The organism is Actinoplanes sp. NPDC051405, assembly GCF_055586185.1.
Genome location: NZ_JBVJIR010000012.1, coordinates 1 through 22,056, shown reverse-complemented (window position 1 = coordinate 22,056; position 22,056 = coordinate 1). Strand labels below are relative to the sequence as shown.

Annotated in this window: 19 protein-coding genes and 1 pseudogene; 7 read left to right on the top strand and 13 right to left on the bottom strand. The window is 71.2% G+C overall.

Annotated features, from left to right (window positions below):
* Window positions 1-48: 48 nt before the first annotated feature.
* Entirely contained in the window at window positions 49-1,098 is a 1,050-nt protein-coding gene (locus tag ACZ6S4_RS24915) for a zinc-dependent alcohol dehydrogenase family protein (protein ID WP_465477208.1), read from the top strand.
* On the opposite strand, the gene ACZ6S4_RS24910 is transcribed toward ACZ6S4_RS24915, so the two are convergent.
* Window positions 1,076-2,044 carry a LuxR C-terminal-related transcriptional regulator gene (locus ACZ6S4_RS24910; protein WP_465477207.1) on the bottom strand — a complete coding sequence of 323 codons (969 nt, stop codon included), beginning with the start codon at window positions 2,042-2,044 and terminating at the stop codon, window positions 1,076-1,078. The two genes, ACZ6S4_RS24915 and ACZ6S4_RS24910, sit on opposite strands and share 23 nt — an antisense overlap.
* Before the next feature lie 76 nt (window positions 2,045-2,120).
* On the opposite strand from ACZ6S4_RS24910, the gene ACZ6S4_RS24905 reads away from it, so the two are divergent.
* Window positions 2,121-2,840, top strand: coding sequence for a PP2C family protein-serine/threonine phosphatase (locus ACZ6S4_RS24905; protein WP_465477206.1), 720 nt, complete (start codon window positions 2,121-2,123; stop codon window positions 2,838-2,840).
* Here ACZ6S4_RS24905 and ACZ6S4_RS24900 read toward each other — a convergent pair.
* A complete protein-coding gene (locus tag ACZ6S4_RS24900) occupies window positions 2,806-3,228 on the bottom strand; it encodes a hypothetical protein (protein ID WP_465477205.1) in 423 nt (140 codons plus the stop codon). The genes ACZ6S4_RS24905 and ACZ6S4_RS24900 overlap by 35 nt on opposite strands.
* 207 nt (window positions 3,229-3,435) lie before the next feature.
* Window positions 3,436-4,119 carry a nucleoside/nucleotide kinase family protein gene (locus ACZ6S4_RS24895; protein ID WP_465477204.1) on the bottom strand — a complete coding sequence of 228 codons (684 nt, stop codon included), beginning with the start codon at window positions 4,117-4,119 and terminating at the stop codon, window positions 3,436-3,438.
* A 35-nt stretch (window positions 4,120-4,154) separates the two neighbouring features.
* Between ACZ6S4_RS24895 and ACZ6S4_RS24890 the strand changes: the two genes are divergently transcribed.
* Complete coding sequence (locus ACZ6S4_RS24890) at window positions 4,155-4,703, top strand: GNAT family N-acetyltransferase (protein WP_465477203.1); 549 nt, start codon at window positions 4,155-4,157, stop codon at window positions 4,701-4,703.
* Here the strand turns inward: ACZ6S4_RS24890 and ACZ6S4_RS24885 are convergent.
* From ACZ6S4_RS24885 to ACZ6S4_RS24855, 7 genes are all read right to left on the bottom strand, one after another.
* Window positions 4,655-5,008 (bottom strand): MmcQ/YjbR family DNA-binding protein, encoded by a 354-nt coding sequence (locus tag ACZ6S4_RS24885; RefSeq protein ID WP_465477202.1) that lies wholly within the window; start codon window positions 5,006-5,008, stop codon window positions 4,655-4,657. The two genes, ACZ6S4_RS24890 and ACZ6S4_RS24885, sit on opposite strands and share 49 nt — an antisense overlap.
* Entirely contained in the window at window positions 5,008-5,424 is a 417-nt protein-coding gene (locus ACZ6S4_RS24880; RefSeq protein WP_465477201.1) for a VOC family protein, read from the bottom strand. Before ACZ6S4_RS24880 ends, ACZ6S4_RS24885 begins: the two co-directional genes overlap by 1 nt.
* Window positions 5,425-5,511: 87 nt before the next feature.
* On the bottom strand, window positions 5,512-7,620 hold the full coding sequence (gene glgB / locus ACZ6S4_RS24875) for a 1,4-alpha-glucan branching protein GlgB (protein WP_465477433.1): 2,109 nt from the start codon (window positions 7,618-7,620) through the stop codon (window positions 5,512-5,514).
* Between the two features lie 110 nt (window positions 7,621-7,730).
* Window positions 7,731-9,041, bottom strand: coding sequence for a maltokinase N-terminal cap-like domain-containing protein (locus ACZ6S4_RS24870; RefSeq protein ID WP_465477200.1), 1,311 nt, complete (start codon window positions 9,039-9,041; stop codon window positions 7,731-7,733).
* Entirely contained in the window at window positions 9,038-10,813 is a 1,776-nt protein-coding gene (gene treS, locus ACZ6S4_RS24865; RefSeq protein WP_465477199.1) for a maltose alpha-D-glucosyltransferase, read from the bottom strand. The genes ACZ6S4_RS24870 and treS overlap by 4 nt, the downstream gene beginning before the upstream one ends.
* Window positions 10,814-10,861: 48 nt before the next feature.
* Window positions 10,862-12,832 (bottom strand): alpha-1,4-glucan--maltose-1-phosphate maltosyltransferase, encoded by a 1,971-nt coding sequence (locus ACZ6S4_RS24860; RefSeq protein ID WP_465477198.1) that lies wholly within the window; start codon window positions 12,830-12,832, stop codon window positions 10,862-10,864.
* 136 nt (window positions 12,833-12,968) lie between these two features.
* The gene (locus ACZ6S4_RS24855; protein ID WP_465477197.1) at window positions 12,969-13,784 is read right to left on the bottom strand and encodes a spermidine synthase; all 816 of its coding nucleotides are present in this window, start codon (window positions 13,782-13,784) and stop codon (window positions 12,969-12,971) included.
* A gap of 92 nt (window positions 13,785-13,876) precedes the next feature.
* Here ACZ6S4_RS24855 and ACZ6S4_RS24850 point away from each other — a divergent pair, with 92 nt between their 5' ends.
* The gene (locus tag ACZ6S4_RS24850; RefSeq protein ID WP_465477196.1) at window positions 13,877-14,440 is read left to right on the top strand and encodes a hypothetical protein; all 564 of its coding nucleotides are present in this window, start codon (window positions 13,877-13,879) and stop codon (window positions 14,438-14,440) included.
* Here ACZ6S4_RS24850 and ACZ6S4_RS24845 read toward each other — a convergent pair.
* The 3 genes from ACZ6S4_RS24845 to ppgK form a co-directional block, all read right to left on the bottom strand.
* Entirely contained in the window at window positions 14,437-16,095 is a 1,659-nt protein-coding gene (locus ACZ6S4_RS24845) for a catalase (RefSeq protein WP_465477195.1), read from the bottom strand. The genes ACZ6S4_RS24850 and ACZ6S4_RS24845 overlap by 4 nt on opposite strands.
* A 102-nt stretch (window positions 16,096-16,197) precedes the next feature.
* Window positions 16,198-16,659 (bottom strand): PPOX class F420-dependent oxidoreductase, encoded by a 462-nt coding sequence (locus tag ACZ6S4_RS24840; protein ID WP_465477194.1) that lies wholly within the window; start codon window positions 16,657-16,659, stop codon window positions 16,198-16,200.
* Window positions 16,660-16,667: 8 nt separating this feature from the next.
* The gene (gene ppgK, locus ACZ6S4_RS24835; protein WP_465477193.1) at window positions 16,668-17,447 is read right to left on the bottom strand and encodes a polyphosphate--glucose phosphotransferase; all 780 of its coding nucleotides are present in this window, start codon (window positions 17,445-17,447) and stop codon (window positions 16,668-16,670) included.
* A gap of 212 nt (window positions 17,448-17,659) precedes the next feature.
* Here ppgK and ACZ6S4_RS24830 point away from each other — a divergent pair, with 212 nt between their 5' ends.
* The 3 genes and pseudogenes from ACZ6S4_RS24830 to ACZ6S4_RS24820 form a co-directional block, all read left to right on the top strand.
* The gene (locus ACZ6S4_RS24830) at window positions 17,660-19,228 is read left to right on the top strand and encodes a S8 family serine peptidase (RefSeq protein ID WP_465477192.1); all 1,569 of its coding nucleotides are present in this window, start codon (window positions 17,660-17,662) and stop codon (window positions 19,226-19,228) included.
* Window positions 19,219-21,726 carry a putative bifunctional diguanylate cyclase/phosphodiesterase gene (locus ACZ6S4_RS24825; protein ID WP_465477191.1) on the top strand — a complete coding sequence of 836 codons (2,508 nt, stop codon included), beginning with the start codon at window positions 19,219-19,221 and terminating at the stop codon, window positions 21,724-21,726. Before ACZ6S4_RS24830 ends, ACZ6S4_RS24825 begins: the two co-directional genes overlap by 10 nt.
* A gap of 92 nt (window positions 21,727-21,818) precedes the next feature.
* A pseudogene (locus ACZ6S4_RS24820) lies at window positions 21,819-22,056 on the top strand (RNA polymerase sigma factor SigF); the annotation flags it as partial.

The following is a 22,056-nucleotide window of genomic DNA, read 5'->3' as shown; positions in this document are numbered from 1 at the left end:
ATCCCGCACGGATGATCACCCGGCCCGGGCGCGGGTAAGGTCGGGGGAATGCACGCCGCGATGTGGTACGCGCCCCGCGACATCCGCTGGGAGCAGCGTCCGGACCCGACCATCCAGCTGCCCACGGACGCGATCGTGCGGGTGGTCGCCGCCTGCGTCTGCGGCTCCGACCTGTGGACGTTCCGGGGTGCGCGGCCGCCGGCCGACCCGCACCCGATCGGCCACGAGTTCGTCGGCGTGGTCGAGGAGATCGGCGCGGGCGTGGCCACTCTGCGGGCCGGTGACTTCGTCATCTCCCCGTTCTCGATCAGCGACGGCACCTGCGGGCACTGCCGGCAGGGCGTCACCACCTCGTGCGTCCAGGCCCAGTGGTACGGCGGCACCGACCCCGACGGCCGCACCCTCGACGGCGGCCAGGGGCAGAACGTGCGCGTACCGCTGGCCGACGGCACCCTGGTCGCCACGCCCGAGCATCCTGACCGCGAGCGGATCCCGGCGCTGCTGGCCCTCTCGGACGTCCTGGTCACCGGCCACCACGCCGCTGTCTCCGCGGGCGTGGGCCCGGGCCGCACGGTCGCGGTGGTCGGCGACGGCGCGGTCGGCCTGTGCGCGGTCCTGGCTGCTGTCCGCCTCGGAGCCGACCGGGTGATCGCGTTCTCGTCGTACTCCGACCGGCAGAACGTGGCGACCGGGTTCGGCGCCTCCGACGTCATCTCCGAACGCGGCGACGACGGCGCCGCGGCACTGCGCGACCTGCTCGCCGACCAGGGCGCGGACGCCGTCCTCGAATGCGTGGGCAACAAAGAGTCGATGGCCCAGGCGATGGCGTCCGTGCGCCCCGGCGGCCGGATCGGCTACGTGGGGGTGCCGCTGGGCGGGGCGGAGCTGCCGATCAAGAAGATGTTCGCCGACAACATCGCGGTCGCCGGTGGCGTCGCGCCGGTGCGGCCGTACCTGCCGGAGCTGCTCGCCGACGTGCTGGCCGGCTCCCTGGACGCCGGCGCGGTGTTCGACCTGCAGCTGCCGATGGAGAAGGTGGCCGAGGCCTATGCGGCGATGGACGAGCGCCGCTCGATCAAGACGCTGCTGTGGCCTTGAGGTCACGCTGAACGGCCCACAGCGCGGCCTCGGTGCGCGAGGCGGCGCCGGTCTTGCGCAGCAGATTCGACACGTGCACGGTGACCGTGCGCACCGAGATGCCCAGCGCGCGGGCGATCTGCTTGTTCGACATGCCCTCGGCCAGGCAACCGATCACCTCCCGCTCCCGGGCGGTCAACTCGGGCTGCTCCCGCAGATGGGCGGGCAGCGGCGCGTCGGCCAGCGCCTCCGGTCCACCTGCCGTGGCGAGCAGCTCACTCAACCGGTACGGGTTACCGCCGGTGCGGCGCCACACTGCCTCGGCGACCTGCGGGGACGGGCAGCTGGCGCCGTACACGTGGGCCAGGATGCGGCTCACCTGCCCGGCGGTCAGCGCACCCAGATGCTGGCGCACCGCGCCGGGGGCGCCCGACAGCCGGGCCAGCACCCGGGCCGTGAGCAGCGGGGAGACCGCCGCCTCGGGCGGCCGGCTGGTCACGACCAGCAGGGCCGGAAGATCGGCGGCGGCGAGCTCACCGATCAGGTTCAGGCTGGCCGGATCGAGCGCGTGCAGATCCTCGACCACGAGTACGGCGGGACGACCGCCCACCAGCGTCCGCACGGTCGTGACGGCCAGCCGCAGCAGCGCGTCGGGGGTGTACCGCTCCCGGGGGACATCGGGGTCCTGGGCGAGCCAGGCCAGCGCGTCCGGCGGCACCGGCAGCCCGGGGCGCGGTCCCAGCCCGGCCAGCACGGCGGCGAGCCAGTCGTAGGGGGCGGGCGAATGCAGCCGCGCGGAGCCGGACAGGACGACCTGAGGGGTCGTGAGCTGCAGAGCGGCCGAGACCAGGGTGCTCTTGCCGGTGCCGGGCAGCCCGGTGATCACGGCGGGCACGCACCTGCGGGTGGCGCCGACACGCTCCCAGGCGCGCCGGAGCTCGTCCAACGCGTCCGTTCGTCCCACCATCGGTACCGGCATCACCACCCAACACTACGTACTACGTACTACAGACACCGCCGCAGCCCTTTGGCAGTCTTGTGACATGAGTGTCGTGCTTCGTGCGGTCGCCGCCTCCGATCAGGGCCTGGTCCGGTCGAACAACGAGGACGCGGTCTTCGTCGGCGACCGGTTGCTGGTCGTGGCGGACGGCATGGGCGGCCTGCCGGCCGGAGAGCTGGCCAGCGACATCCTGGTCACCGCTCTGGCCGACGTGGACGCGAAACCGGACACGGGGGAGCCCCTGCAGGACCTGATCGCGGCGCTGGAAACAGCCAACAAGCGCATCGAGGAAGCCGTCGCCGACGACGACGCCCGCGACGGCATGGGCACCACGGTGACGACTCTCATGCTGTCCGGAGACCGGGTGGCGGCCCTGAACGTGGGCGACTCCCGGTGCTACCTGAGCCGCAACGGCGAGTTGACGCAGATCACGCGGGATGACACTTATGTGCAGGCGCTGGTGGATCAAGGGGTGCTGACCCCGGACGACGCGCGCCGGCACCCGCAGCGGGCGCTGGTGACCCAGGCGGTGCAGGGCGGGCCGTTCCGGCCGGCGGGGCGGATGGTGCCGGTGCGGGTGGGGGACAGGTTCCTGCTCTGCAGCGACGGACTGAGTGACTATGTCGAGGACGAGGTGATCGCTACTACGCTGCGGTCGTACGCGGACCGGCAGGTGTGCGCGGCGGAGCTGATCGCGCGGACGTTGGAGGCCGGGGCACCGGACAACGTCACGGTGATCGTCGCGGACGTGGAGGAGGAGTAGGCCGCTCCGGGTCGGCTGCGATCTCTCGGCCGGCTGTTGCGCCTGGTTGAGCGTCCGCCCGGCGGGTTCTCGGCCGGGGGCGGCCGTCGACGGCTGTGCAGATGCCGTAGACCCGGGCGTAGCCGGTCCATCCGTTGACCCGGCCGCGGTTGTTGCTGATCTGCACGCGGCCCTTGACCGGGTCGACTGCGGAGACGAGATGCAGATGGACGGCGCCCGCCACGCGGGCCAGCACGATGTCCCCGACGACAACCTCGGCCGGATCGACGGGCGCGACCGTGACGAGCTGCCGGCTGCGGATCAGCGGCACCATCGACGAGCCGGTCGGCCGGAACTCGACGGTGGCGCCGGCGGCCACCCGGGCGGCGATCGACGTCAGGTTGCTCATGTCGGCTCATCATCGGCTGCTCGGCACGGCCCCGGCCACTCCATTTCGCGCGGCCGCCCCGACCCAGTCATCCCCGGCGGTCGGCCCGGTCCTGTCATTCCCGGCGGTCGGCCCGGTCCCGTCATTCCCGGCGGTCGGCCCGGTGGCCCTGCCCGCGACCATCGACACCAGCAGCAGCTGGCGAGCCGCCGCCGGAGGACCCCCACGTCAGCGTCCCTCACGGGTTCGGGCCGCCCAGACCGGCTGCTGCGGGTCGTCGTTGTGCACGATGATGTCGGCAAGATCGGTCGGCCGGGCCGTCGCGAAGTAGAGCTGCTGCGAGGGGATGTAGCGCTCGCGCCAGCGCCGTTCGATGTCGGCCTGAGATGACACCCGGCCCTCTCGGATCACCGCACGATGCACGGTCTTCTCGAGCGCGGTCGACACGAAGATGCGCACGTCCCACTGACCGATCAGTTCCGGGCGCAGGAGGAAGACGCCGTCGAAGACCAGCACGGCGTCGGCGGAGGCGGTCGTGGTCGGCGGGGACAGCACAGCGTCCGTTGTGTGGTCGTAGATCCCGTGCCGGAAGCGTCGATCTCCGGCCGGGCCGAGCGGATCGAGCAGAACCCGGTTCAGTGCTTCGTAGTCGTGGGTGTCGAAGTAACAGCCTTCGGCCGAGAATTCACCGCGTCGATAGCGCTGGACCCGAGGGACAAGGAAATCGTCGATCGTCGCACGGACGACCTCACGGCCCTGTTCCCGCAGGACCCCGGCCAGCTCGTCGGCGAGAGTGGTCTTGCCGGCGGCGGGCGGCCCGTCGATGGCGACCCGGGCCGGGTGGGTGACCGAGACCGACCCGACTGCCTCAGCCAGGTGGCGAAGCAGCCCCTCGCGGCCGCCCGAGTGCATATCCCGTCCTCCTGATCCCTGCGTACGCTCGAACCGTGCTCCTGACGACCGAACGGCTGGTGCTCCGCCGCTTCCGCCCCGCCGACGCCGAGACTCTCGCCGCCTACCGGACGGATCCCGCGGTCGCGCGCTACCAGTCCTGGAACTCGCCGTACCCGGTGGAGAAGGCCCGCTACGCGATCGAGTCCATGGCCGCCGCGGATCCCGATCAGCCCGGCTGGTTCCAGTACGCCGTTGAGCTCACCGCCGAGCGGGCGCACATCGGTGACGTCGCCGTCAATCTGCATGACAACCGGATGCAGGCCCAGCTCGGCTACAGCCTGGCGCCCGACCGGCAGGGGCACGGCTATGCCACCGAGGCTGTGCGGGCGGTGCTGGAGCATCTGTTCCGGGTCAAAGGGCTGCACAAGGTGTCGGCCGAGTGCGACGCCCGCAACGTCGCTTCGTACCGGTTGCTGGAGCGTGCCGGCTTCCAGCGCGAAGGACTCTTGCGGCAGCACACCTGGAGCAAGGGCGAGTGGACGGACGACCTCCTTTACGGCCTCCTGGAGGCTGACTTCTTCGGCGTCGCGACGGTTTCGTAGGCGTCCTGGCACAACTCGGCTATCTCGGCCCAGTCGACGTCGCCGTCCAGGCGGACGCCGAGCCAGCCGCGGTGTCCCACGTACGGCGGGCGGAAGAACCGCTCCGGAGCCGCGGCGATCAGCTCCTGCTGGGCTCCGGGCGGCGCCGCACACCACAGGTGTGGGAACTCGTTGTCATGATGGCCGTGCTCCCACAGGGTCACGAAGGTCCGCCGGTCGCGCACGAACCAGGTGGGCGCCCCGTGACTGGGCCGCTCGGTGACCTCGGGGAGAGCCGTGCAGATGCGGCGCAGCTCGTCCAGCATCAGGACTGGGGCGCGCCGATGTTGACCATCCACTCCACGCCGAAGCGGTCGGTGCAGGTGCCGAACTCGTCGCCCCACATCTGCTTCTCCAGCGGGGTGCTGACCGTGCCACCGTCAGCCAGCTTGGCCCACCACTCGCGCATCACGTCGGCCTCGTCGCCGCTGAGGCTGATCGCGATGTCGTTGCCCGGCACGTGCTCCAGACCGGGCGGTGCGTCGGCGCCCATCAGCACCATGCCGGTGTCGGTGACCAGCGTGGCGTGCATGACCTTGTCGGCCAGCGCCGGATCGGGCGCGCCGAAATCACCGAACGTGTTGATGGTGAGGTTGCCGCCGAGGACGGAGTGGTAGAACTCCATCGCGGGGCGGGCCTTGCCGTCGGTGAACGCGATGTACGGGTTGAGGCGCACTGCCATGGCCGGCTCCTTTGCCGAGAATGAACGACTTCTCGCACCATAGACCCGGCCACCGACAGTTTCGGCCGCCTCCTCGCAAAGAGCGGCTCAGCCCTCGAGGTGCAGCCAGACCGCGCCCAGCGGCGGTACGCGCAACGACGCCGACGCGTTCAGCCCGTGCCACGGCATCTCCTCCGCGTGCACCTCGCCGAGGTTGCCCACACCCGAGCCGCCGTACAGGGTGCTGTCGGTGTTGACGACCTCGCGCCAGACGCCGGCCCGGGGCAGGCCGATGCGGTAGTTGTCGTGCGGGACCGCGGCGAAGTTGACCACACAGGCCAGCGTGTCGCCGTTCGGGGCCAGGCGCAGGAACGAGAACGTGTTGTGCTGCGAGTCCTCGCTGGTGATCCAGCGGAAGCCGCTCGCCGTGGTGTCCTGCGTCCACAGCGCCGGGATGTCCCGGTACGCCTTGTTCAGGTCCTTGACCAGCTTGTGGATGCCGCCGCCGCGGCTCTCGTCGGCCAGCAGGTCCCAGTCGAGGCCGCGTTCCTCGCTCCACTCCCGCTGGTCGCCCATCTCGGCGCCCATGAAGATCAGCTGCTTGCCGGTGAAGGCCCACATGAAGCCCAGCAGCGCCCGGGTGTTGGCCAGCTGCTGCCACTGGTCGCCGGGCATCTTGCCGGTGAGCGAGCCCTTGCCGTGCACGACCTCGTCGTGGCTGATCGGCAGGATGTAGTTCTCGCTCCACGCGTACACGGTGGCGAAGGTCATCTGGTGGTGGTGCCACTGCCGGTAGATCGGCTCCTTCTCCATGTACGAGAGGGTGTCGTTCATCCAGCCCATGTTCCACTTGAAGCCGAAGCCCAGGCCGCCGAGGTGGGTGGGGCGGGTGACGCCCGGCCAGGCCGTCGACTCCTCGGCGATGGTGACCACGCCGGGGTTGTTGCGGTAGACGGTCGCGTTCATCTCCTGCAGGAAGCTGATCGCGTCGAGGTTCTCCCGGCCGCCGTACTGGTTCGGGGTCCACTCGCCGTCCTTGCGGGAGTAGTCCAGGTAGAGCATCGAGGCGACCGCGTCGACCCGCAGCCCGTCGGCGTGGAACTCCTCGCACCAGTAGTTGGCGTTGGCGACCAGGAAGTTGCGGACCTCGCGCCGGCCGAAGTCGAAGACGTACGTGCCCCAGTCCGGGTGCTCGCCGCGCCGCCAGTCGCCGTGCTCGTAGAGCGGGGTGCCGTCGAAGCGGGCCAGCGCCCATTCGTCCTTGGGGAAGTGCGCGGGCACCCAGTCGAGGATGACGCCGATGCCGGCCTGGTGCAGCTTGTCGACCAGGTAGCGGAACTCGTCGGGAGAGCCGAAGCGCGACGTCGGTGCGAAGTAGCCGGTGACCTGGTAACCCCACGAGCCGCCGAACGGGTGCTCCATGACCGGCATCAGCTCGACGTGCGTGAAGCCGGTCTCGACCACGTAGTCGACCAGCTGCTCGGCGAGCTCCGTGTAGGACAGGCCGGGGCGCCACGAGCCGAGGTGCACCTCGTACGCGCTCATCGGTTCCTGGTGCCACTGCTTGGTCGCGCGCTGGGTCATCCAGTCGGCGTCCTGCCACTCGTACGACGACTCGTACACGACCGACGCCGTGCGCGGCGGCACCTCGGTGTGCTGGGCCAGCGGGTCGGCCTTCTCGCGCCAGACGCCGTCCCGGCCGAGGATCTTGAACTTGTACTTGGTGCCGGAGGAGGCGCCGGGCACGTACAGCTCCCAGACGCCGCTGCTGCCCAGCGACCGCATCGGCAGGCCGTCGAACGGCCCCCAGCCGGCGAAGTCGCCGATCAGCTGCACGCCGCGGGCGCCGGGCGCCCACACGGCGAAGGCGACGCCGTCGCCCTTGGCCTGGGCGCCGAGCACCTTCCACAGCTTCTCGTGCCGGCCCTCACCGATCAGGTGCAGGTCGAGCTCACCGAGGGTGGGCAGATGCCGGTACGGGTCGTCGCAGACGGTGCCCTCGACGTCGATCCGGTAGTCGAGCACCGTGCCGGGCACCGAGGCGGCGAAGATGCCGTCGGGGTGCACCGCCGTCATCGGGACGCGTTCGTCACCGATGACGAGGCTGACCTCCTTGGCGCCCTTGCGCAGCGTGCGGATCACCGTGTGGTCGCCGCTCGGGTGCGTGCCGAGCAGGCTGTGCGGGTCGTGCGTGTCGCCGGCCATCACGGCGTTCATCGCGCGCTGATCGCCGGCCAGGGACGGCGACGGGGTGGTCTGCATCGGAACTCCTAGAAGAAAATCTTCAGTCCGGTCAAGGGCGGTGGCGGGGCGGTCGGACGGGGTCATCAGCCGGCGAGCCGCGCGATCGACCGCAGCGGGATGCGCAGCCAGCCGGGCCGGTGCCGGGATTCGTACGCGGCCTCGTAGACCGCCTTGTCGAGCTCGTACGCCGCCAGCAGCGCACCCTGCTCCCGCGGGTCGTGGCCGGAGGCGGCCGCGTACCCGTCGCAGAAGGCGGTGCGGTTGCGGTCGACCCATTCGCGGGCCCGGGCGGCGAGGTGCTCGTTGTCGTCCTGGTCCACCAGCAGCTGGTAGGCGGCGTACTCGTAGCTGCGCAGCACGCCGGCGATGTCGCGCAGCGGCGAGTCGGGCAGCCGCCGCTCGTCGAGCGGCTGGCCCGGCTCGCCCTCGAAGTCGATGAGCAGCCAGGCCTCCGGCACCCGCAGCACCTGGCCCAGGTGCAGGTCGCCGTGCACCCGCTGGACCGTGACCTGCTCGCCGGTGAGCTTGCGGAAGCGTTCCTCGATGGCCGGGACGTACTCGTTCAGCTCGGGCACGGCCGCGGTCGCGGTCGCCAGCCGGGCGATGACCGCGTCCACCGGGAACGGCGACGGGCCCGCGCCCAGCTCGTCGGCGAGTGTCTTGTGCACCGAGGCCACCGCTTCACCGAGGCGGTACGACTCACCGGCGAAGTCGCCGCCCACCTCGTCGGCGCCCATCTCCGCGTCGGCGAACAGGTCGCGGGCGCTGGCGGTGGCCATCGCCCAGCCCTCGGCGGAGTTGAGCGCGTACGCGGTCACCATGCCCAGCGGGCACGGCTCGCCGCCCTCGGTGGTCTCGAACGAGCCGAGCAGCTTGGCCACGTGCGGGTTGCCGGCCCGGCCGAGCACCCGGTTGAGCTCGATGTCGGGGTTGATGCCGCAGTCGACCCGGCGGAAGACCTTGAGGATGGCCTCCTGCTCGAAGATCACGCTGGTGTTGCTCTGCTCGGCGTCGAAGACCCGCGACGCGTGCTCCAGCGGGAAGGTCGCCCCGGGCTCGGAGGAGAACACGATGTCCCCGGCCGTGGCGTCGGAGGAGATCAGCGACAGCAGGTAGGTCGCGGCCTCCGGGTCGTACAGGCCGTCGTAGCCGGTGCGGTCGCCGTCCGTGCCGATGGTCGCCACGGTGCTGTATTCCGAGATCGGCCCGGAGTCCCAGGCGACCAGCACCTGATAGCGCTCGGAGCTGCCGTCGGTGTACGAGACGTCCAGCAGCACCAGGTCCAGGTCGTCCTTCAACGGCGTGGACGACGCCTGCTTGACGTCGGCGAGGGTGCGGCTGCGACCCGCGTACCAGCGTTGCTGGGGGAGCCATTCGGCGTAGGGCAGCGTCATTGCTTCTCCTCGGACCCGCACAGCTGGAACCAGTAGAACCCGTGTCCCGGCAGGGTCAGCAGGTACGGCAGCTGGCCGATGCGCGGGAAGTTCACGTGCCCGGTCAGCTCGACCGGCGTGTACCCGTTCCAGTGCTGCAGGTTCAGCTCGATGGGCTGGGGGAACCGCGAGAGGTTGTTGACGCAGAGGACCACGTCGTCGCCGTCCTCGCGCAGGAACGCGAGCACCGACGGGTTGGAGCCGCCGAGCTCACGGAAGGAGCCGGTGGCGAACGCCTCGTGGCGGCGGCGGACCGCCAGCATGGTGCGGGTCCAGTTGAGCAGCGACGTCGAGCTGTCCCGCTGGGCCTCCACGTTCACCGACTGGTAGCCGTAGATCGGATCCTGGTTGGCCGGCAGGTAGAGCCGGCCGGGGTTGGCGGTGGAGAAGCCCGCGTTGCGGTCGGGCGTCCACTGCATCGGGGTACGCACGCCGTCGCGGTCACCGAGCCAGATGTTGTCGCCCATGCCGATCTCGTCGCCGTAGTACAGCACCGGCGAGCCGGGCAGCGACAGCAGCAGGGCGGTGAACAGCTCGATCTGGTTGCGGTCGTTCTCCAGCAGCGGGGCGAGCCGCCGGCGGATGCCCACGTTGGCCTTCATCCGCGGGTCTTTCGCGTACTCGGTGAACATGTAGTCGCGCTCTTCGTCGGTGACCATCTCGAGGGTCAGCTCGTCGTGGTTGCGCAGGAAGATGCCCCACTGGGCCATGTCCGGGATGGCCGGCGTCTGGGCCAGGATCTCGGAGATGGGGAAGCGGGACTCGCGGCGCACCGCCATGAAGATGCGCGGCATCAGCGGGAAGTGGAACGCCATGTGGCACTCGTCGCCGCCGGTGTCGGCGTCACCGAAGTATTCGACCACGTCGGCGGGCCACTGGTTGGCCTCGGCGAGCAGCACCCGGCCGGGGAACTCGTCGTCGATGACCTTGCGGCAGTGCTTGAGGAACGCGTGCGTCTCCGGCAGGTTCTCGCAGTTGGTGCCCTCGCGCTCGAACAGGTACGGCACCGCGTCCAACCGGAAGCCGTCGATGCCGAGGTCCAGCCAGAAGCGCAGGACGTCGATCATCGCTTCCTGCACGGCCGGGTTGTCGTAGTTGAGGTCGGGCTGGTGCGAGAAGAACCGGTGCCAGTAGAACTGCCGGCGGACCGGGTCGAACGTCCAGTTCGACTCCTCGGTGTCGACGAAGATGATCCGGGCGTCGGAGTACGGCTCGCTGGTGTCGCTCCACACGTAGTAGTCGCCGTACGGGCCGTCAGGGTCGCGGCGCGACTCCTGGAACCACGCGTGCGAGTCCGAGGTGTGGTTCATGACCAGGTCGGTGATGACCCGGATGCCGCGCTTGTGCGCCGCGTCGAGCAGGGCGACGAAGTCCTCGACCGTGCCGAACTCCGGCAGCACCCGGTAGAAGTCGCGGATGTCGTACCCGCCGTCGCGCAGCGGTGAGTCGTAGAACGGCGGCAGCCACAGGCAGTCGACGCCGAGCCACTGCAGGTAGTCCAGGCGCTCGATCAGCCCGCGCAGGTCGCCGGAGCCGTCCGAGCTGGAGTCGTAGAAGGCCCGGACCAGCACCTCGTAGAAGACGGCGCGTTTGAACCAGGTCCGGTCGGCCGGCAATGCGCGGGCATGCCCGAAGTCGTCGGCGGTCGGGTGCTCGACCACACCGTCCTCGACGTGGCTGCCCTCCGCGGGATCGTGCTCGACGTTCTCGCCGAGTTCGCTCGTCAGGTCCATCAGACGTTCACCTACCCCACCCCGCAGGAACTGAATCGCTTGTACTGCCTATCGGCGCGGGTGCACCACGAACACATGTGCGGGCTCGACGTACGGGTCGATCCGGACCGGGTTGTGCTGTCCCCACTCGTACGTCGCCCCGGTGAGCTGGTCCGTCACGGTGAACTGCTCGTGCCAGTCCAGGCCCAGCGCGGGCATGTCGAGTGTCGTGTTGCCCCACTGCACGTTCGCCGAGTCGAACGAGCAGATCACCAGAACGGTGTTGCCCGACTCCGGATCCCGCTTCGACCAGCACAGCAGAGAGGCGTTGTCGATCTCGTGGAATTCCAGGTTCCGCAACCAGTGCAGCGCCGGGTTCTCCCGCCGGATCGTGTTCAGCTTGGTGATGTACGGCGCCAGGCTGCGCCCGGCCCGCTCGGCCGCCGCCCAGTCCCGCGGCTTCAGCTCGAACTTCTCGTTGTCGATGTACTCCTCCGCGCCCGGCCGGGCCACGTGCTCGAAGAGCTCCAGCCCTGAGTACATGCCCCAGGACGGCGAGAGCATGCTGGCCAGCACGGTGCGGATCTTGAACATCGGCGGGCCGCCGTGCTGCAGCGACTCGTGCAGGATGTCCGGGGTGTTGGGCCAGAAGTTGGGCCGCATCCAGTCGATCGAGGCCTTGAGCTGGCCGAGGTACTCCCGCATCTCCCAGGCCGTGGTGCGCCAGGTGAAGTACGTGTACGACTGGGTGAAGCCGATCTTGCCGAGCCCGTTCATCATGGCCGGCCGGGTGAACGCCTCGGCCAGGAACAGCACGTCCGGGTCGACGTCCTTGATCTTGGCGATGACCCACTGCCAGAAGTTCAGCGTCTTGGTGTGCGGGTTGTCGACCCGGAAGATCTTGACCCCGTTGGACACCCAGTGCAGGACGACGCGCAGGACCTCCTCGCGCAGTCCCTTGGGGTCGTTGTCGAAGTTCAGCGGGTAGATGTCCTGGTATTTCTTGGGCGGGTTCTCCGCGTACGCGATCGTGCCGTCGGCGCGGGTGGTGAACCACTCCGGGTGCTCGGTGACCCACGGGTGGTCCGGAGCGCACTGCAGCGCCAGGTCCATCGCGACCTCGAGGCCGTGCTCGTGGGCCGTGCCGATGAACGCCCGGAAGTCGTCCAGCGTGCCCAGCTGCGGGTGGATCGCGTCGTGGCCGCCCTCGTCGGAGCCGATCGCCCAGGGCGAGCCCACGTCGATGCCCTCGCGGGCCACCAGCGTGTTGTTGCGGCCCTTACGGTTGATCTTGCCGATCGGGTGGATCGGGGGCAGGTAGAGCACGTCGAAGCCCATCGCGGCGACGGCCGGGATGCGCTCGGCGGCGGTCGCGAAGGTGCCGTGCTTGACCGGGGTCGCGTCCGGCCCGATCTCGGCGCCCTCGGAGCGCGGGAAGAACTCGTACCACGACGAGAACAGGGCCCGCTGACGGTCGACCCAGATCGCGTACGAGCGGGTGGTGGTCACCAGCTGGCGGACCGGGTGCTGCCAGAGCAGCTCCTCCAGCTCCAGGCCGGGGGAGACCCGGGAGAACAGCGAGCGCTGCGGGTCGCGCAGGGCGGCGGCCGCGTCGCGGACCCGCTCCTCCTCGTCGTGGGGCACGATCTTGGCCGCCAGGTCCAGCAGTTCGGCGCCCTCGGCGAGGTCGTTGGCCAGGTCCTCGAGCCCCTGCCCGGCGCCGATCTTCTTGGTCACGGCGTTGCGCCAGGTCTGGTAGGGGTCGTCGAACGCCTCGATGGTGAACGTCCACCGGCCCACCCGGTCCGGCTTGATCACGCCGTGCCATCTGTCCAGGCCGGGCTCGCCCGGGGTGAGCCGGGTGAACGGCTCGGCCTCGCCCTCGGGGCCCTGCCATACCACGTTCACGCCGAGGGCGTGGTGGCCTTCCCGATAGGACACCGCCGAGATGGGGACGAGCTCGCCGACCACCGCTTTCGCGGGGTAGCGGCCACAGGACACCGATGGCGTCACATCTTCGATGGGAAAGCGACCGGTCATGATCTCCACCGTAATCTTCGAGCGCGGGGGCGGGCACGGCGACGGGCGAATTGGGCAGCCGTCAGGACAGGTTTCTCCGCTATGGAGCAACCGCAAACAGCCGCGCACCCGGTGCGTCCAACCTACCGGAGAGCAATTAGCGCGGCCCGTCGAGGCGCGCCATCGCGCCGGCCAGGAAACCGCTCAATTCCGCGCCGTGCCAGACCCGGGCCGGCTCGGGGTCGCGGGCCACGGAACGGGTGAGCCGCTCGACGTCCAGCACTCCCGGCCCATGGGTCGCCGCGAGCACCACGTTGCCCGCCTTGCGGCCACGCAGCATGCCCGGCGGGGCGATCAGGGCCACGTCGCCGAACGCCGCGCGCAGCGTCGCCGCCTGGATGCGTGAGTAGGACAGCGGCGGCACGTCGGTGAGGTTCATCGCCAGCACCCCGGCCGGGCGCAGCAGCCGGGCGGCGGCCGTCGCGAAGCCCACCCCGGCCACGCTCGCCGGCATCGCCGCGCCCTCGAACACGTCGACCACGATCACGTCGTACCCCCGGACCGGGCCGTCGTCGACGAACTCGCGGGCATCACCCACCACGACCTCGACGGCGGATGGCCAGGGCAGCGACCGGGAGACCAGCGCGAGCAGCAGGCCGTCGCGTTCCACCACCGTCTGCGCGGACCCGGGTCGCGTCGCGGCCACCCAGCGGGGCAGCGTGAGTGCACCGCCGCCGAGATGCAGGACGGTCAACGGTACGGCCGCAGGGGCCGCCAACCGCAGCACCGTGGCCAGCCGGCGCACGTATGCGAAGCCCAGGTAGGTGGGATCGGCCAGATCGACGTACGACTGCGGCACCCCGTCGACCAGCAGCGTCCAGCCCCGCTCCCGGTGGCGGTCCGGCTCCAGCGAGGCCGTGCCGGAGGCGACCCGCGTGAAGCTCGTTGCGCGTCGGTTGCCGTGGGTTGCCATCGGGGCGAGGCTACTCAAGCGGGACCGCCCACCGCCGAGAGGTAGCGTGACGCACCCCGCGACGGGGTGTGCGCCAACTCTTGGGGGCACACATGGCCGGACCGTCCACCGCGCTGTCGCCGGTCATCGCGGCGAGCACGCACTGGCTGGTCCGGGCGTACCCGTCCAGCGGCGCCGACCGGGCCGCGGACACCCTGGCCGAGCTCCAGGCCCGTCAGGCCGTGACGGTCGCCGCGTGGCTGCGCTACCCGACCCCGGTGGACGCCGAGCTGGTCGCCATGGCCGGGCCGGGCGGCTCGGCGGTGCTGGACTGGCGGGTCGGCAGCGAGCCCGACGACGAGCTGGCCGAGGACGAGGGCTGGCGCACCTGGGTCGACGAGGTCGCGGTCAGCTGGGCCGCCTGCCTGCTGGCCGACCCGGTGCTGGCCGCACGGGCGGTGGACTCGGTGGCCGCGGCGGTGCCGGTCGCGGACGGCCGGCCCCGGCCGCGGCCGCGCAAGGCGGGCGACCTGCCCAGCGAGTTCCGCCGGCTGACCGCCCCGGACCCCCGCGACCTGGAGGCCGCGGCCCTGCTCCGCCACCCGGACCTGCTCGAACCGGTGGCGGACCTGCACCGCGAGACCCTGCTGTATCTGCTGGGAGCCGTCGCCGCTTAGCGGATCACTTTGGCGCGTTCGTCGGGGACGCAGTGGGTCATCTTCAGGCCGGCCACGTCCCGGGGCGGGTTGGTGCCCAGGTGGGCCAGGCGCTCCCGGTCCTCGTCGGTGAGCGTCTGGCCGTTCAGCGGTCGCAGGCCGCGGACGTCCTCCGGGCTGATCTTGAGACCCTCGCCGACCCGCAGGCCCAGCTCGTTCTCCACCAGCAGGAAGTGCCAGACCATCCGCTCCTGGATCGGCCGGTCGCACTGGGCCAGCAGATCGACGAAGTTGCGCACCAGGTCGTCGCGCTCCCACTGCTCCATCAGCAGGTAGCGCTGGCCCGCCTGGGCGTAGTCGTTCGTGCGCGGCAGCCGCTTGCGGGTCAGCCGCCCGGTGATCACCGGACCCTGCTCGTCGTGGCTCGGGTACTGCGCCTCGCGCAGCCCGCCGGTGATCGACGGCTCGTAGTTGACGTGCGGGTTCTGCCCGGCCAGGTCCTGGTGGAAGGCCATCTGGCCGTCACGCTGGTTGGTCCGGACGGACGCGTTGCGGGCCTGGTTGACCGGCAGCTGCAGGTAGTTCGGGCCGACCCGGTAGCGCTGCGTGTCCGAGTACGAGAACGTGCGCCCGATGAGCATCTTGTCGTCGGAGAAGTCGAGTCCGTCGACCAGCACGCCGGTGCCGAACGCGATCTGCTCGTTCTCGGCGAAGTAGTTCTCCGGCATCCGGTCGAGCACCAGGCGCCCCACCGGCCGCGGCGGGAACTCGTTCTCCGGCCACACCTTGGTGTCGTCCAGCGGGTCGAAGTCCAGCTCCGGGTGCTCGTCGTCGCTCATCATCTGCACCAGCAGCTCCCATTCGGGGAGGTCGCCGGCACCGATCGCCGCGTACAGGTCCTTGGTGGCGTGCCCGAGCCCGCCCGCCTGCACGTTCGCGGCGTCCTCCTCGGTCATGCTGCGCACGCCCAGCTTGGGCATCCAGTGGTATTTGACCAGCACGCTCTCGCCGGCCTCGTTGACCCACTTGTAGGTGTTCACCCCGAAGCCCTGCATGTGCCGGTAGTCGGCCGGGATGCCGCGCGGGCTGAACAGGTTGACCAGCATGTGCATCGACTCAGGCGTCTGCGACATGAAGTCGAAGATCCGGTTCGGCTTCTGCTCGAAGTCCACCGGGTCCGGCTTGAGCGCGTGGATCACGTCGGGGAACTTGACGGCGTCCCGGATGAAGAAGACTCCCAGGTTGTTGCCGACGAGGTCCCAGTTGCCGTCCTCGGTGTAGAACTTCACCGCGAAGCCGCGCGGGTCCCGGGCCGCCTCGCTGGAGTCGCGCCCGCCGATCACCGTGGAGAAGCGCAGCGCCACGTCGGTGCGCTTGCCGGGCTCCTGGAACAGCTTGGCCCGGGTGAACCGGTCGATCGGTTCGTCACCCCACTGGCCGTACGCCTCGAAGTGGCCGAAGGCGGTGACGCCGCGCGCGTGCACGACCCGCTCGGGGATGCGCTCGCGGTCGAAGTGGCTGATCTTCTCCAGGAAGTGGTAGTTCTCCAGCGTCGCCGGCCCGCGCGCGCCGACCGTGCGCTGGTTCTGGTTGTCGAAGACCGGATGGCCCTGCCGGGTGGTCAGCACGTCCCGGCGGTCGTCGGGGGCGGAACCCTTGCTTGCGACGTCCGTCATGCTCGGCTCCTTTGCCGGTTGTCGGGCGGGGTGTCCCCGGCAGGCGTACCCGCCGGGGTCGCACCGAACCAGAACCGGCCCGGACCGATCGGGAGGACGCCGTCAGGCCAGGCGGGCCGGGAAGCCGCCGGTGGCGATCGGCCCCCACCGCTCGACGGTGATCCGGATCAGGGACTTGCCCTGGTCACGCATGGCCTGGCGGTACTCGTCCCAGTCCGGGTGCTCACCGGAGATGCTCCGGAAGTACTCGACCAGGGGCTCGACCGACTCCGGCAGGTCGATGACCTCTGCTGTGCCGTCGACCTGCACCCACGGGCCGCCGAAGTCGTCGGAGAGCACGCAGACGCTGACCCGCGGGTCGCGGCGGATGTTCATCGCCTTGGCCCGCTCCGGGTACGTCGAGATCACGATGCGGCCCTCGGCGTCCACCCCGCAGGTGTTCGGCGACGCCTGCGGGCGCCCGTCCCGGCGGGTGGTCATCAGGATCGCGTGATGCCGGGGCCGGACGAACTCGAGGAGCTCCTCGCGGCCGACCTCGGTGTTGGTGGCGATGGTGCGCGGCATGGGACTCCTCAGCTCGGCTGGTCGGCGTCGACGGGGAACGCGCCGGGGTGCCCGTCGGCCTGCTCGGCGGTGACCGCGGCGCCGATGATGCCGGCGTTGTTGAGCAGGGTGGCCGGCACGATCGGGGTACGGATCTCGATCAGCGGCAGCCACTTGTCGGCCTTCTTGCTCACGCCGCCACCGACGATGAACAGCCGCGGCGACAGCAGCATCTCCACGTGCCGCAGATACTCCTGGACCCGGCCGGCCCACTTCTCCCAGCTCAGGTCCTCCTGCTCGCGGGCCCGGTCGGAGGCGCGCAGCTCGGCGTCCTTGCCGTCCAGCTCCAGGTGGCCGAACTCGGTGTTCGGGATGAGCGTGCCGTCCAGGAACAGGGCGCTGCCGATGCCCGTACCGAAGGTGAGCATCATCGTCAGGCCGCGCTGGTCGTGCCCGGCGCCGAAGGCAACCTCGGCGACGCCCGCGGCGTCGGCGTCGTTGAGCACGGACACGGGCTTGCCGAGCCGCTCGGTGAACAGCTGCGCGGCGGGCGCGTCGAGCCACGACTTGTCGACGTTGGCGGCGGTACGGGTGACCCCGTCGACCACCACACCGGGGAAGGTGACACCCACCCGGTCGTAACCGGAGAACTTGGCGGCGACCTCGGCGACCGCCTCCACGACGCTGCCGACGTCCGAGGGCTGCGGGGTCGGGACCCGGAACCGCTCCTCGAGCAGCTCACCCCGCACGGTGTCGACCGGCGCCCCCTTCACGCCGGAACCGCCGATGTCGATACCCAGAATGGCCATGCCAGTACTCCGTCTCCGGTGCGTTTGACGTCTGTGTACCCACGCACACCCGGTGTCGAATCGTGCCATCCGGGGATCTGCCCGCTCGTGACGGGTGCCATGCCGATTCCGTTCAAGTCCCGGCGGTCGTGGTCGATAGGGCGGCTGTACCGGCACTGCGCCCAGGGGCGACTCCCCGACCCGTGGGCAGCGGTGTCACCGAAGGAGCATCCATGCGGAAACTCGCGGCCCTGGCCGTCACCGCTGTCACCGTGACCGGCACCCTCGCGGTCGCCGCCCCCGCCCACGCGGCCGCGGACACGCCCTGGCTGAGCCAGAACTGGCTGGTGCAGACCGGCACGACCAAGCTGAGCACCGTCATCAGGGGTGCAGGCGCCGACAAGGCGGACAAAGACAATCCGGACGACGGTGACGCCGCCACCGGCATCGCGCTGACCGGGGCCGGCGTCGGCGTGGCGCTCATCGACTCCGGGGTCTCGCCGGTCAAAGGCCTCGACGGGGCCGGGAAGGTCATCAACGGACCGGACCTGTCCTTCGAGTCGCAGGCGGCCAACCTGCGCCACCTCGACACGTTCGGGCACGGCACCCACATGGCCGGCATCATCGCCGGCCAGGACCCCACTTTCACGGTCGGCACCCGCTTCACCGGCGTGGCGCCGGGCGCGCACATCGTCAGCGTCAAGGTCGCCTCGGCCGACGGGGCCAGCGACGTCTCCCAGGTCATCGCCGGCATCGACTGGGTCGTCGCGCACCGCAACGACCCCGGGCTCAACATCAAAGTCCTGAACCTGTCGTACGGCACCCAGTCCACCCAGCCCGCGTCGCTGGACCCGCTGGCCTTCGCCGTCGAGAAGGCCTGGGAGGCCGGGATCGTCGTCGTGGTCGCCGCCGGCAACGACGGCTTCACGGCCGACAACCTGACCATGCCGGCCGCCGACCCGGACGTCATCGCCGTCGGCGGGGCCGATCCGCGGGGCACCGACCCGCGGACCGACGACGTCGTCGCGGACTTCAGCAACCGGGGCAACGCGGCGCGCCACCCCGACGTGCTGGCCGCCGGGCGTTCCGTGGTGTCGCTGCGCAGCCCGGGCTCGTACATCGACCGGACCTACCCGGGGGCCCGGCTCAGCCTGCTGGACGACCCCGACCAGCGGTTCCTGCGCGGCAGTGGCACGTCCCAGGCGGCCGCGGTGGTCTCCGGCTCGGTGGCTCTGCTGCTCCAGCAGCGTCCCGGCCTGCGACCCGACGACGTCAAGAAGCTGCTGACCAGCACCGCCGACCCGATCATCGGCGGCGACCCGTACGCGGCCGGGGCGGGCCAGATCAACGTGGCCCGCGCCGCCCGGGCCCGGACCACCTACACCCGGCAGGTCAACGTCGCCGCCACCGGCCTGGGCTCGCTGGAGGCCTCGCGGGCCGGCGCCTACGTCTACGACTCCGTCACCGGCACCCCGCTGACCGGCGAACGCGACATCTTCGGCCAGCCCTGGAACGCCCCGGTCTGGACGCAGGCCTCGGCCACGCAGCGCAGCTGGATCGGCGGCTCCTGGAACGGCTCCGTCTGGACCGGCACCACCTGGGCCTCGACGTACACCGGCCCGAAGACCTGGTCCCCGGTCATCTGGACCGGCCGGTCCTGGTCGGGCGCCCTGTGGTCGGGGCGCAGCTGGTCGAGCGCCCTCTGGAGCGGACGGAGCTGGTCGTCACAGACCTGGACGGGCCGGTCCTGGAGCGGGCGCAGCTGGTCGGCGGCCGGCTGGACCGGGGAGCCATGGCACTAGAGCGTCGCCGGCGGCGGCCGCGTCCTCAGCTCCTGGTGGGTCTGCTCACCGCGAGCATGGGCGCGGCCTCCGCCGCCGTGGCGCTGGTCCTCGCCGCCGACGGCATCGCCGCGCCCGCGCTGCCCGGCGGGCTGTGGTGGCTGGCCGGGCTCGCGGTGCTGTTCTTCCTCACCGAGGGCTTCACCGTGCACGTCCGGGTCCGTCGCGGCGCGCACGGCATCAACGTCTCCGAGTTCCCGATGGTGTTCGGGCTGCTCGGCTTCGACCCGGTCACGGTGATCCTGGTCCGGGCCCTGGCCGGCGGGGCCGGGCTGGTCGCCGTACGCGGTCAGCGCGGCACCAAGCTGGCCTTCAACGTCGCCCTGCTCGCCGTCCAGGCGAGCGTCGGCGTCCTGGTCTTTCACGCCGTCACGCCGCACGTGCTCGGCATCTCCGCCGAGGGCGTCGGGCTGCGGACCGTGCTGGCCGCCTACCTGGCCATGATCGCCGCCGACGCGGTGGCCGCCGTGCTGGTCACCGCCGTGATCGCGGTGCACGACGACCCGGGGGAGTGGCGCCGGCTGCCGGCCGCGCTGCGCAGCACCTGGCTCGTCGTCGTCACCACGACGGGGGCCCTGATCAGCTTCCTGGCCGCCACCGAACCGCAGTGGGCGCCGGCACTCATCGGCATCGTGGCCGTTGTGCTGCTGCTGGCCTACCGCGCCTACATCGCGCTGGGCGACGGCAACGCCGAGGTGGAGCAGCTCTACAACTTCACCCGCGCGCTCGACGGGGCCGGCGGCATCGACGAGCTCGTCGCGGTGGTGCTGGACCGGGCCCGCGACGTGCTGCGGGCGGGCACGGCGGAACTGGTGGTCGCGCACGGTGACGAGCTGCGGCACACCCGGCTGGCCGGGCAGTCCCGCCGCCCGGCGGTACGCCTGGGCAGCCCCGGCGCCGACGCCTGGCTCGGGCCGGCGCTGCTGGGCACCCCGGTGCTGCGCCCGGCCGGCCCGGCGGGCGACGCGATGGCCGTGCCGCTGGTCTTCGGCGAACACCGGGCGGTCCTGCTCGTCGCGGACAGCCTCACCGACGCGGGCGGCTTCACCGAGGCCAAGCTGCGGCTGCTCGGCGCGCTGGCGAACCACGCCGGCGCGGCGCTGGGCCGGGCCGACCTGGTCGACCGGCTGCGCCGCGAGGCCGACGAGAAGCAACACCTGGCGCTGCACGACCCGCTCTCCGGGCTGCCCAACCGCCGGCACTTCCACGACCTGCTCGACGCCGGGCTGCGGGCCCAGCGCGCCGGCGGACCGGGGCTGGCGGTGCTGGTGCTCGACCTGGACCGGTTCAAGGAGATCAACGACGCGCTGGGCCATGAGACCGGTGACGCGCTGCTGTGCGAGGTCGGCGAGCGGCTGCGCGCCCACCTCGACGGACGTGGCCGGGTGGCCCGCTTCGGCGGCGACGAGTTCGCCGTGCTGCTGCCCACCGACGGCAGCCCGGGGGCGGGCCTGGCCGCCGCCGCGGAACTGGCCGGGGTGGTGGACCAGCCGATCCGGATCGGGCCGCTGGTGCTGTCACCGCGCGCCAGTGTCGGAGTCGCGGTGGCGCCGCTGCACGGTGACGACGCCGAGATCCTGATCCGGCACGCCGACGTCGCCATGTACGCCGCCAAGGAGAGCCACGGCCTGCGTCTTTACGACAGCGAGCTGGACCGCAACAGCCCGCAGCGGCTGGCGCTCATCGCCGACCTGCGCCGGGCCGTGGAGCGGGGGGAGCTGGCGGTCGCGTACCAGCCCAAGGTCGACCCGCGGACCGGCCGGGTGGTCGGCGCCGAGGCCCTGGCCCGCTGGCACCATCCCGAGCAGGGGCCGATCCCGCCGGACGTGTTCATCCCGCTGGCCGAGCACAGCGGCCTTGTCTGGCCGCTGACCCTGCACGTGCTGGACCGGGCGCTGCGCAGCCGAGCCGAGTGGGCCCGGGCCGGGCACGACCTGCACGTCGCGGTCAACCTGTCACCGAACAGCCTGCTCGACGCCGCGCTGCCCGACCTGGTGGCCCGGCTGCTGGAGGCGACCGGCAACCCGGCGCGGGCGCTGACGCTGGAGATCACCGAGAGCACCATCCTGACCGACCCGGCCGGCAGCCTGGCCACCCTCGAACGGCTGCACGCGCTGGGGGTGGAGATCTCGATCGACGACTTCGGCACCGGCTACTCGTCGCTGGGCCGGCTGCGGGAGCTGCCGCTGCACGAGGTGAAGATCGACAAGTCGTTCGTGCAGCGGGTCGCCGCGGACCACCGGGACCGGGCGGTCGTGCGCTCGGCGGTGCAGCTCGGCCACGCGCTCGACCTGCGGGTGGTCGCCGAGGGGGTGGAGGACGCCGACACGTACGCCTACCTGGCCGCCGAGGGCTGTGACGTGGTCCAGGGCTACCTGCTGTCCCGCCCGTTGCCGGCCGAGGAGTTCACCGCCTGGCTTCACATTCACTCACGCAACGTCACTCATACTTTCGGCTAGTCAGGGCTCGTCCGAGCAGCTAGCGTAAGGAGAAATGAACGGTCGCCGCGTGCGGGCACGGCTCTCTGCCCGCTTGATGGAGGACCTCCTCGATGACCGCTGTCACGATCCCATCGACCACACTCAGTGACGCGCACCCCGCGGCCAGCCCCGCCGAGCCCCTGGGTACCGAAACCGCCGCCGAGCTCCTGATCCGGCTGGCCGCGACCCCACGCGGGGACCGCCGCCGGGCCCGCCTGCGCGACCGGGCCATCGAGGCCTGGCTGCCGCTGGCCCGCCACCTCGCCCACCGCTACTCCGGCCGCGGTGAGCCCACCGACGACCTGGTCC

What these genes read in the sequence shown, in the direction of transcription:
- ACZ6S4_RS24880 (WP_465477201.1), bottom strand. Translation starts at nt 5,424, where the DNA reads ATGGCAGTGCGCCTCAACCCGTACATCGCGTTCACCGACGGCAAGGCC.
- ACZ6S4_RS24900 (WP_465477205.1), bottom strand. Translation starts at nt 3,228, where the DNA reads ATGAGCAACCTGACGTCGATCGCCGCCCGGGTGGCCGCCGGCGCCACC.
- ACZ6S4_RS24895 (WP_465477204.1), bottom strand. Translation starts at nt 4,119, where the DNA reads ATGCACTCGGGCGGCCGCGAGGGGCTGCTTCGCCACCTGGCTGAGGCA.
- ACZ6S4_RS24915 (WP_465477208.1), top strand. Translation starts at nt 49, where the DNA reads ATGCACGCCGCGATGTGGTACGCGCCCCGCGACATCCGCTGGGAGCAG.
- ACZ6S4_RS24870 (WP_465477200.1), bottom strand. Translation starts at nt 9,041, where the DNA reads ATGACGCTGCCCTACGCCGAATGGCTCCCCCAGCAACGCTGGTACGCG.
- treS (WP_465477199.1), bottom strand. Translation starts at nt 10,813, where the DNA reads ATGGACCTGACGAGCGAACTCGGCGAGAACGTCGAGCACGATCCCGCG.
- ACZ6S4_RS24860 (WP_465477198.1), bottom strand. Translation starts at nt 12,832, where the DNA reads ATGACCGGTCGCTTTCCCATCGAAGATGTGACGCCATCGGTGTCCTGT.
- ACZ6S4_RS24910 (WP_465477207.1), bottom strand. Translation starts at nt 2,044, where the DNA reads ATGGTGGGACGAACGGACGCGTTGGACGAGCTCCGGCGCGCCTGGGAG.
- ACZ6S4_RS24885 (WP_465477202.1), bottom strand. Translation starts at nt 5,008, where the DNA reads ATGCTGGACGAGCTGCGCCGCATCTGCACGGCTCTCCCCGAGGTCACC.
- ACZ6S4_RS24840 (WP_465477194.1), bottom strand. Translation starts at nt 16,659, where the DNA reads ATGCCGCGCACCATCGCCACCAACACCGAGGTCGGCCGCGAGGAGCTC.
- ACZ6S4_RS24850 (WP_465477196.1), top strand. Translation starts at nt 13,877, where the DNA reads ATGGCCGGACCGTCCACCGCGCTGTCGCCGGTCATCGCGGCGAGCACG.
- glgB (WP_465477433.1), bottom strand. Translation starts at nt 7,620, where the DNA reads ATGAACGCCGTGATGGCCGGCGACACGCACGACCCGCACAGCCTGCTC.
- ACZ6S4_RS24905 (WP_465477206.1), top strand. Translation starts at nt 2,121, where the DNA reads ATGAGTGTCGTGCTTCGTGCGGTCGCCGCCTCCGATCAGGGCCTGGTC.
- ACZ6S4_RS24845 (WP_465477195.1), bottom strand. Translation starts at nt 16,095, where the DNA reads ATGACGGACGTCGCAAGCAAGGGTTCCGCCCCCGACGACCGCCGGGAC.
- ACZ6S4_RS24825 (WP_465477191.1), top strand. Translation starts at nt 19,219, where the DNA reads ATGGCACTAGAGCGTCGCCGGCGGCGGCCGCGTCCTCAGCTCCTGGTG.
- ACZ6S4_RS24830 (WP_465477192.1), top strand. Translation starts at nt 17,660, where the DNA reads ATGCGGAAACTCGCGGCCCTGGCCGTCACCGCTGTCACCGTGACCGGC.
- ppgK (WP_465477193.1), bottom strand. Translation starts at nt 17,447, where the DNA reads ATGGCCATTCTGGGTATCGACATCGGCGGTTCCGGCGTGAAGGGGGCG.
- ACZ6S4_RS24855 (WP_465477197.1), bottom strand. Translation starts at nt 13,784, where the DNA reads ATGGCAACCCACGGCAACCGACGCGCAACGAGCTTCACGCGGGTCGCC.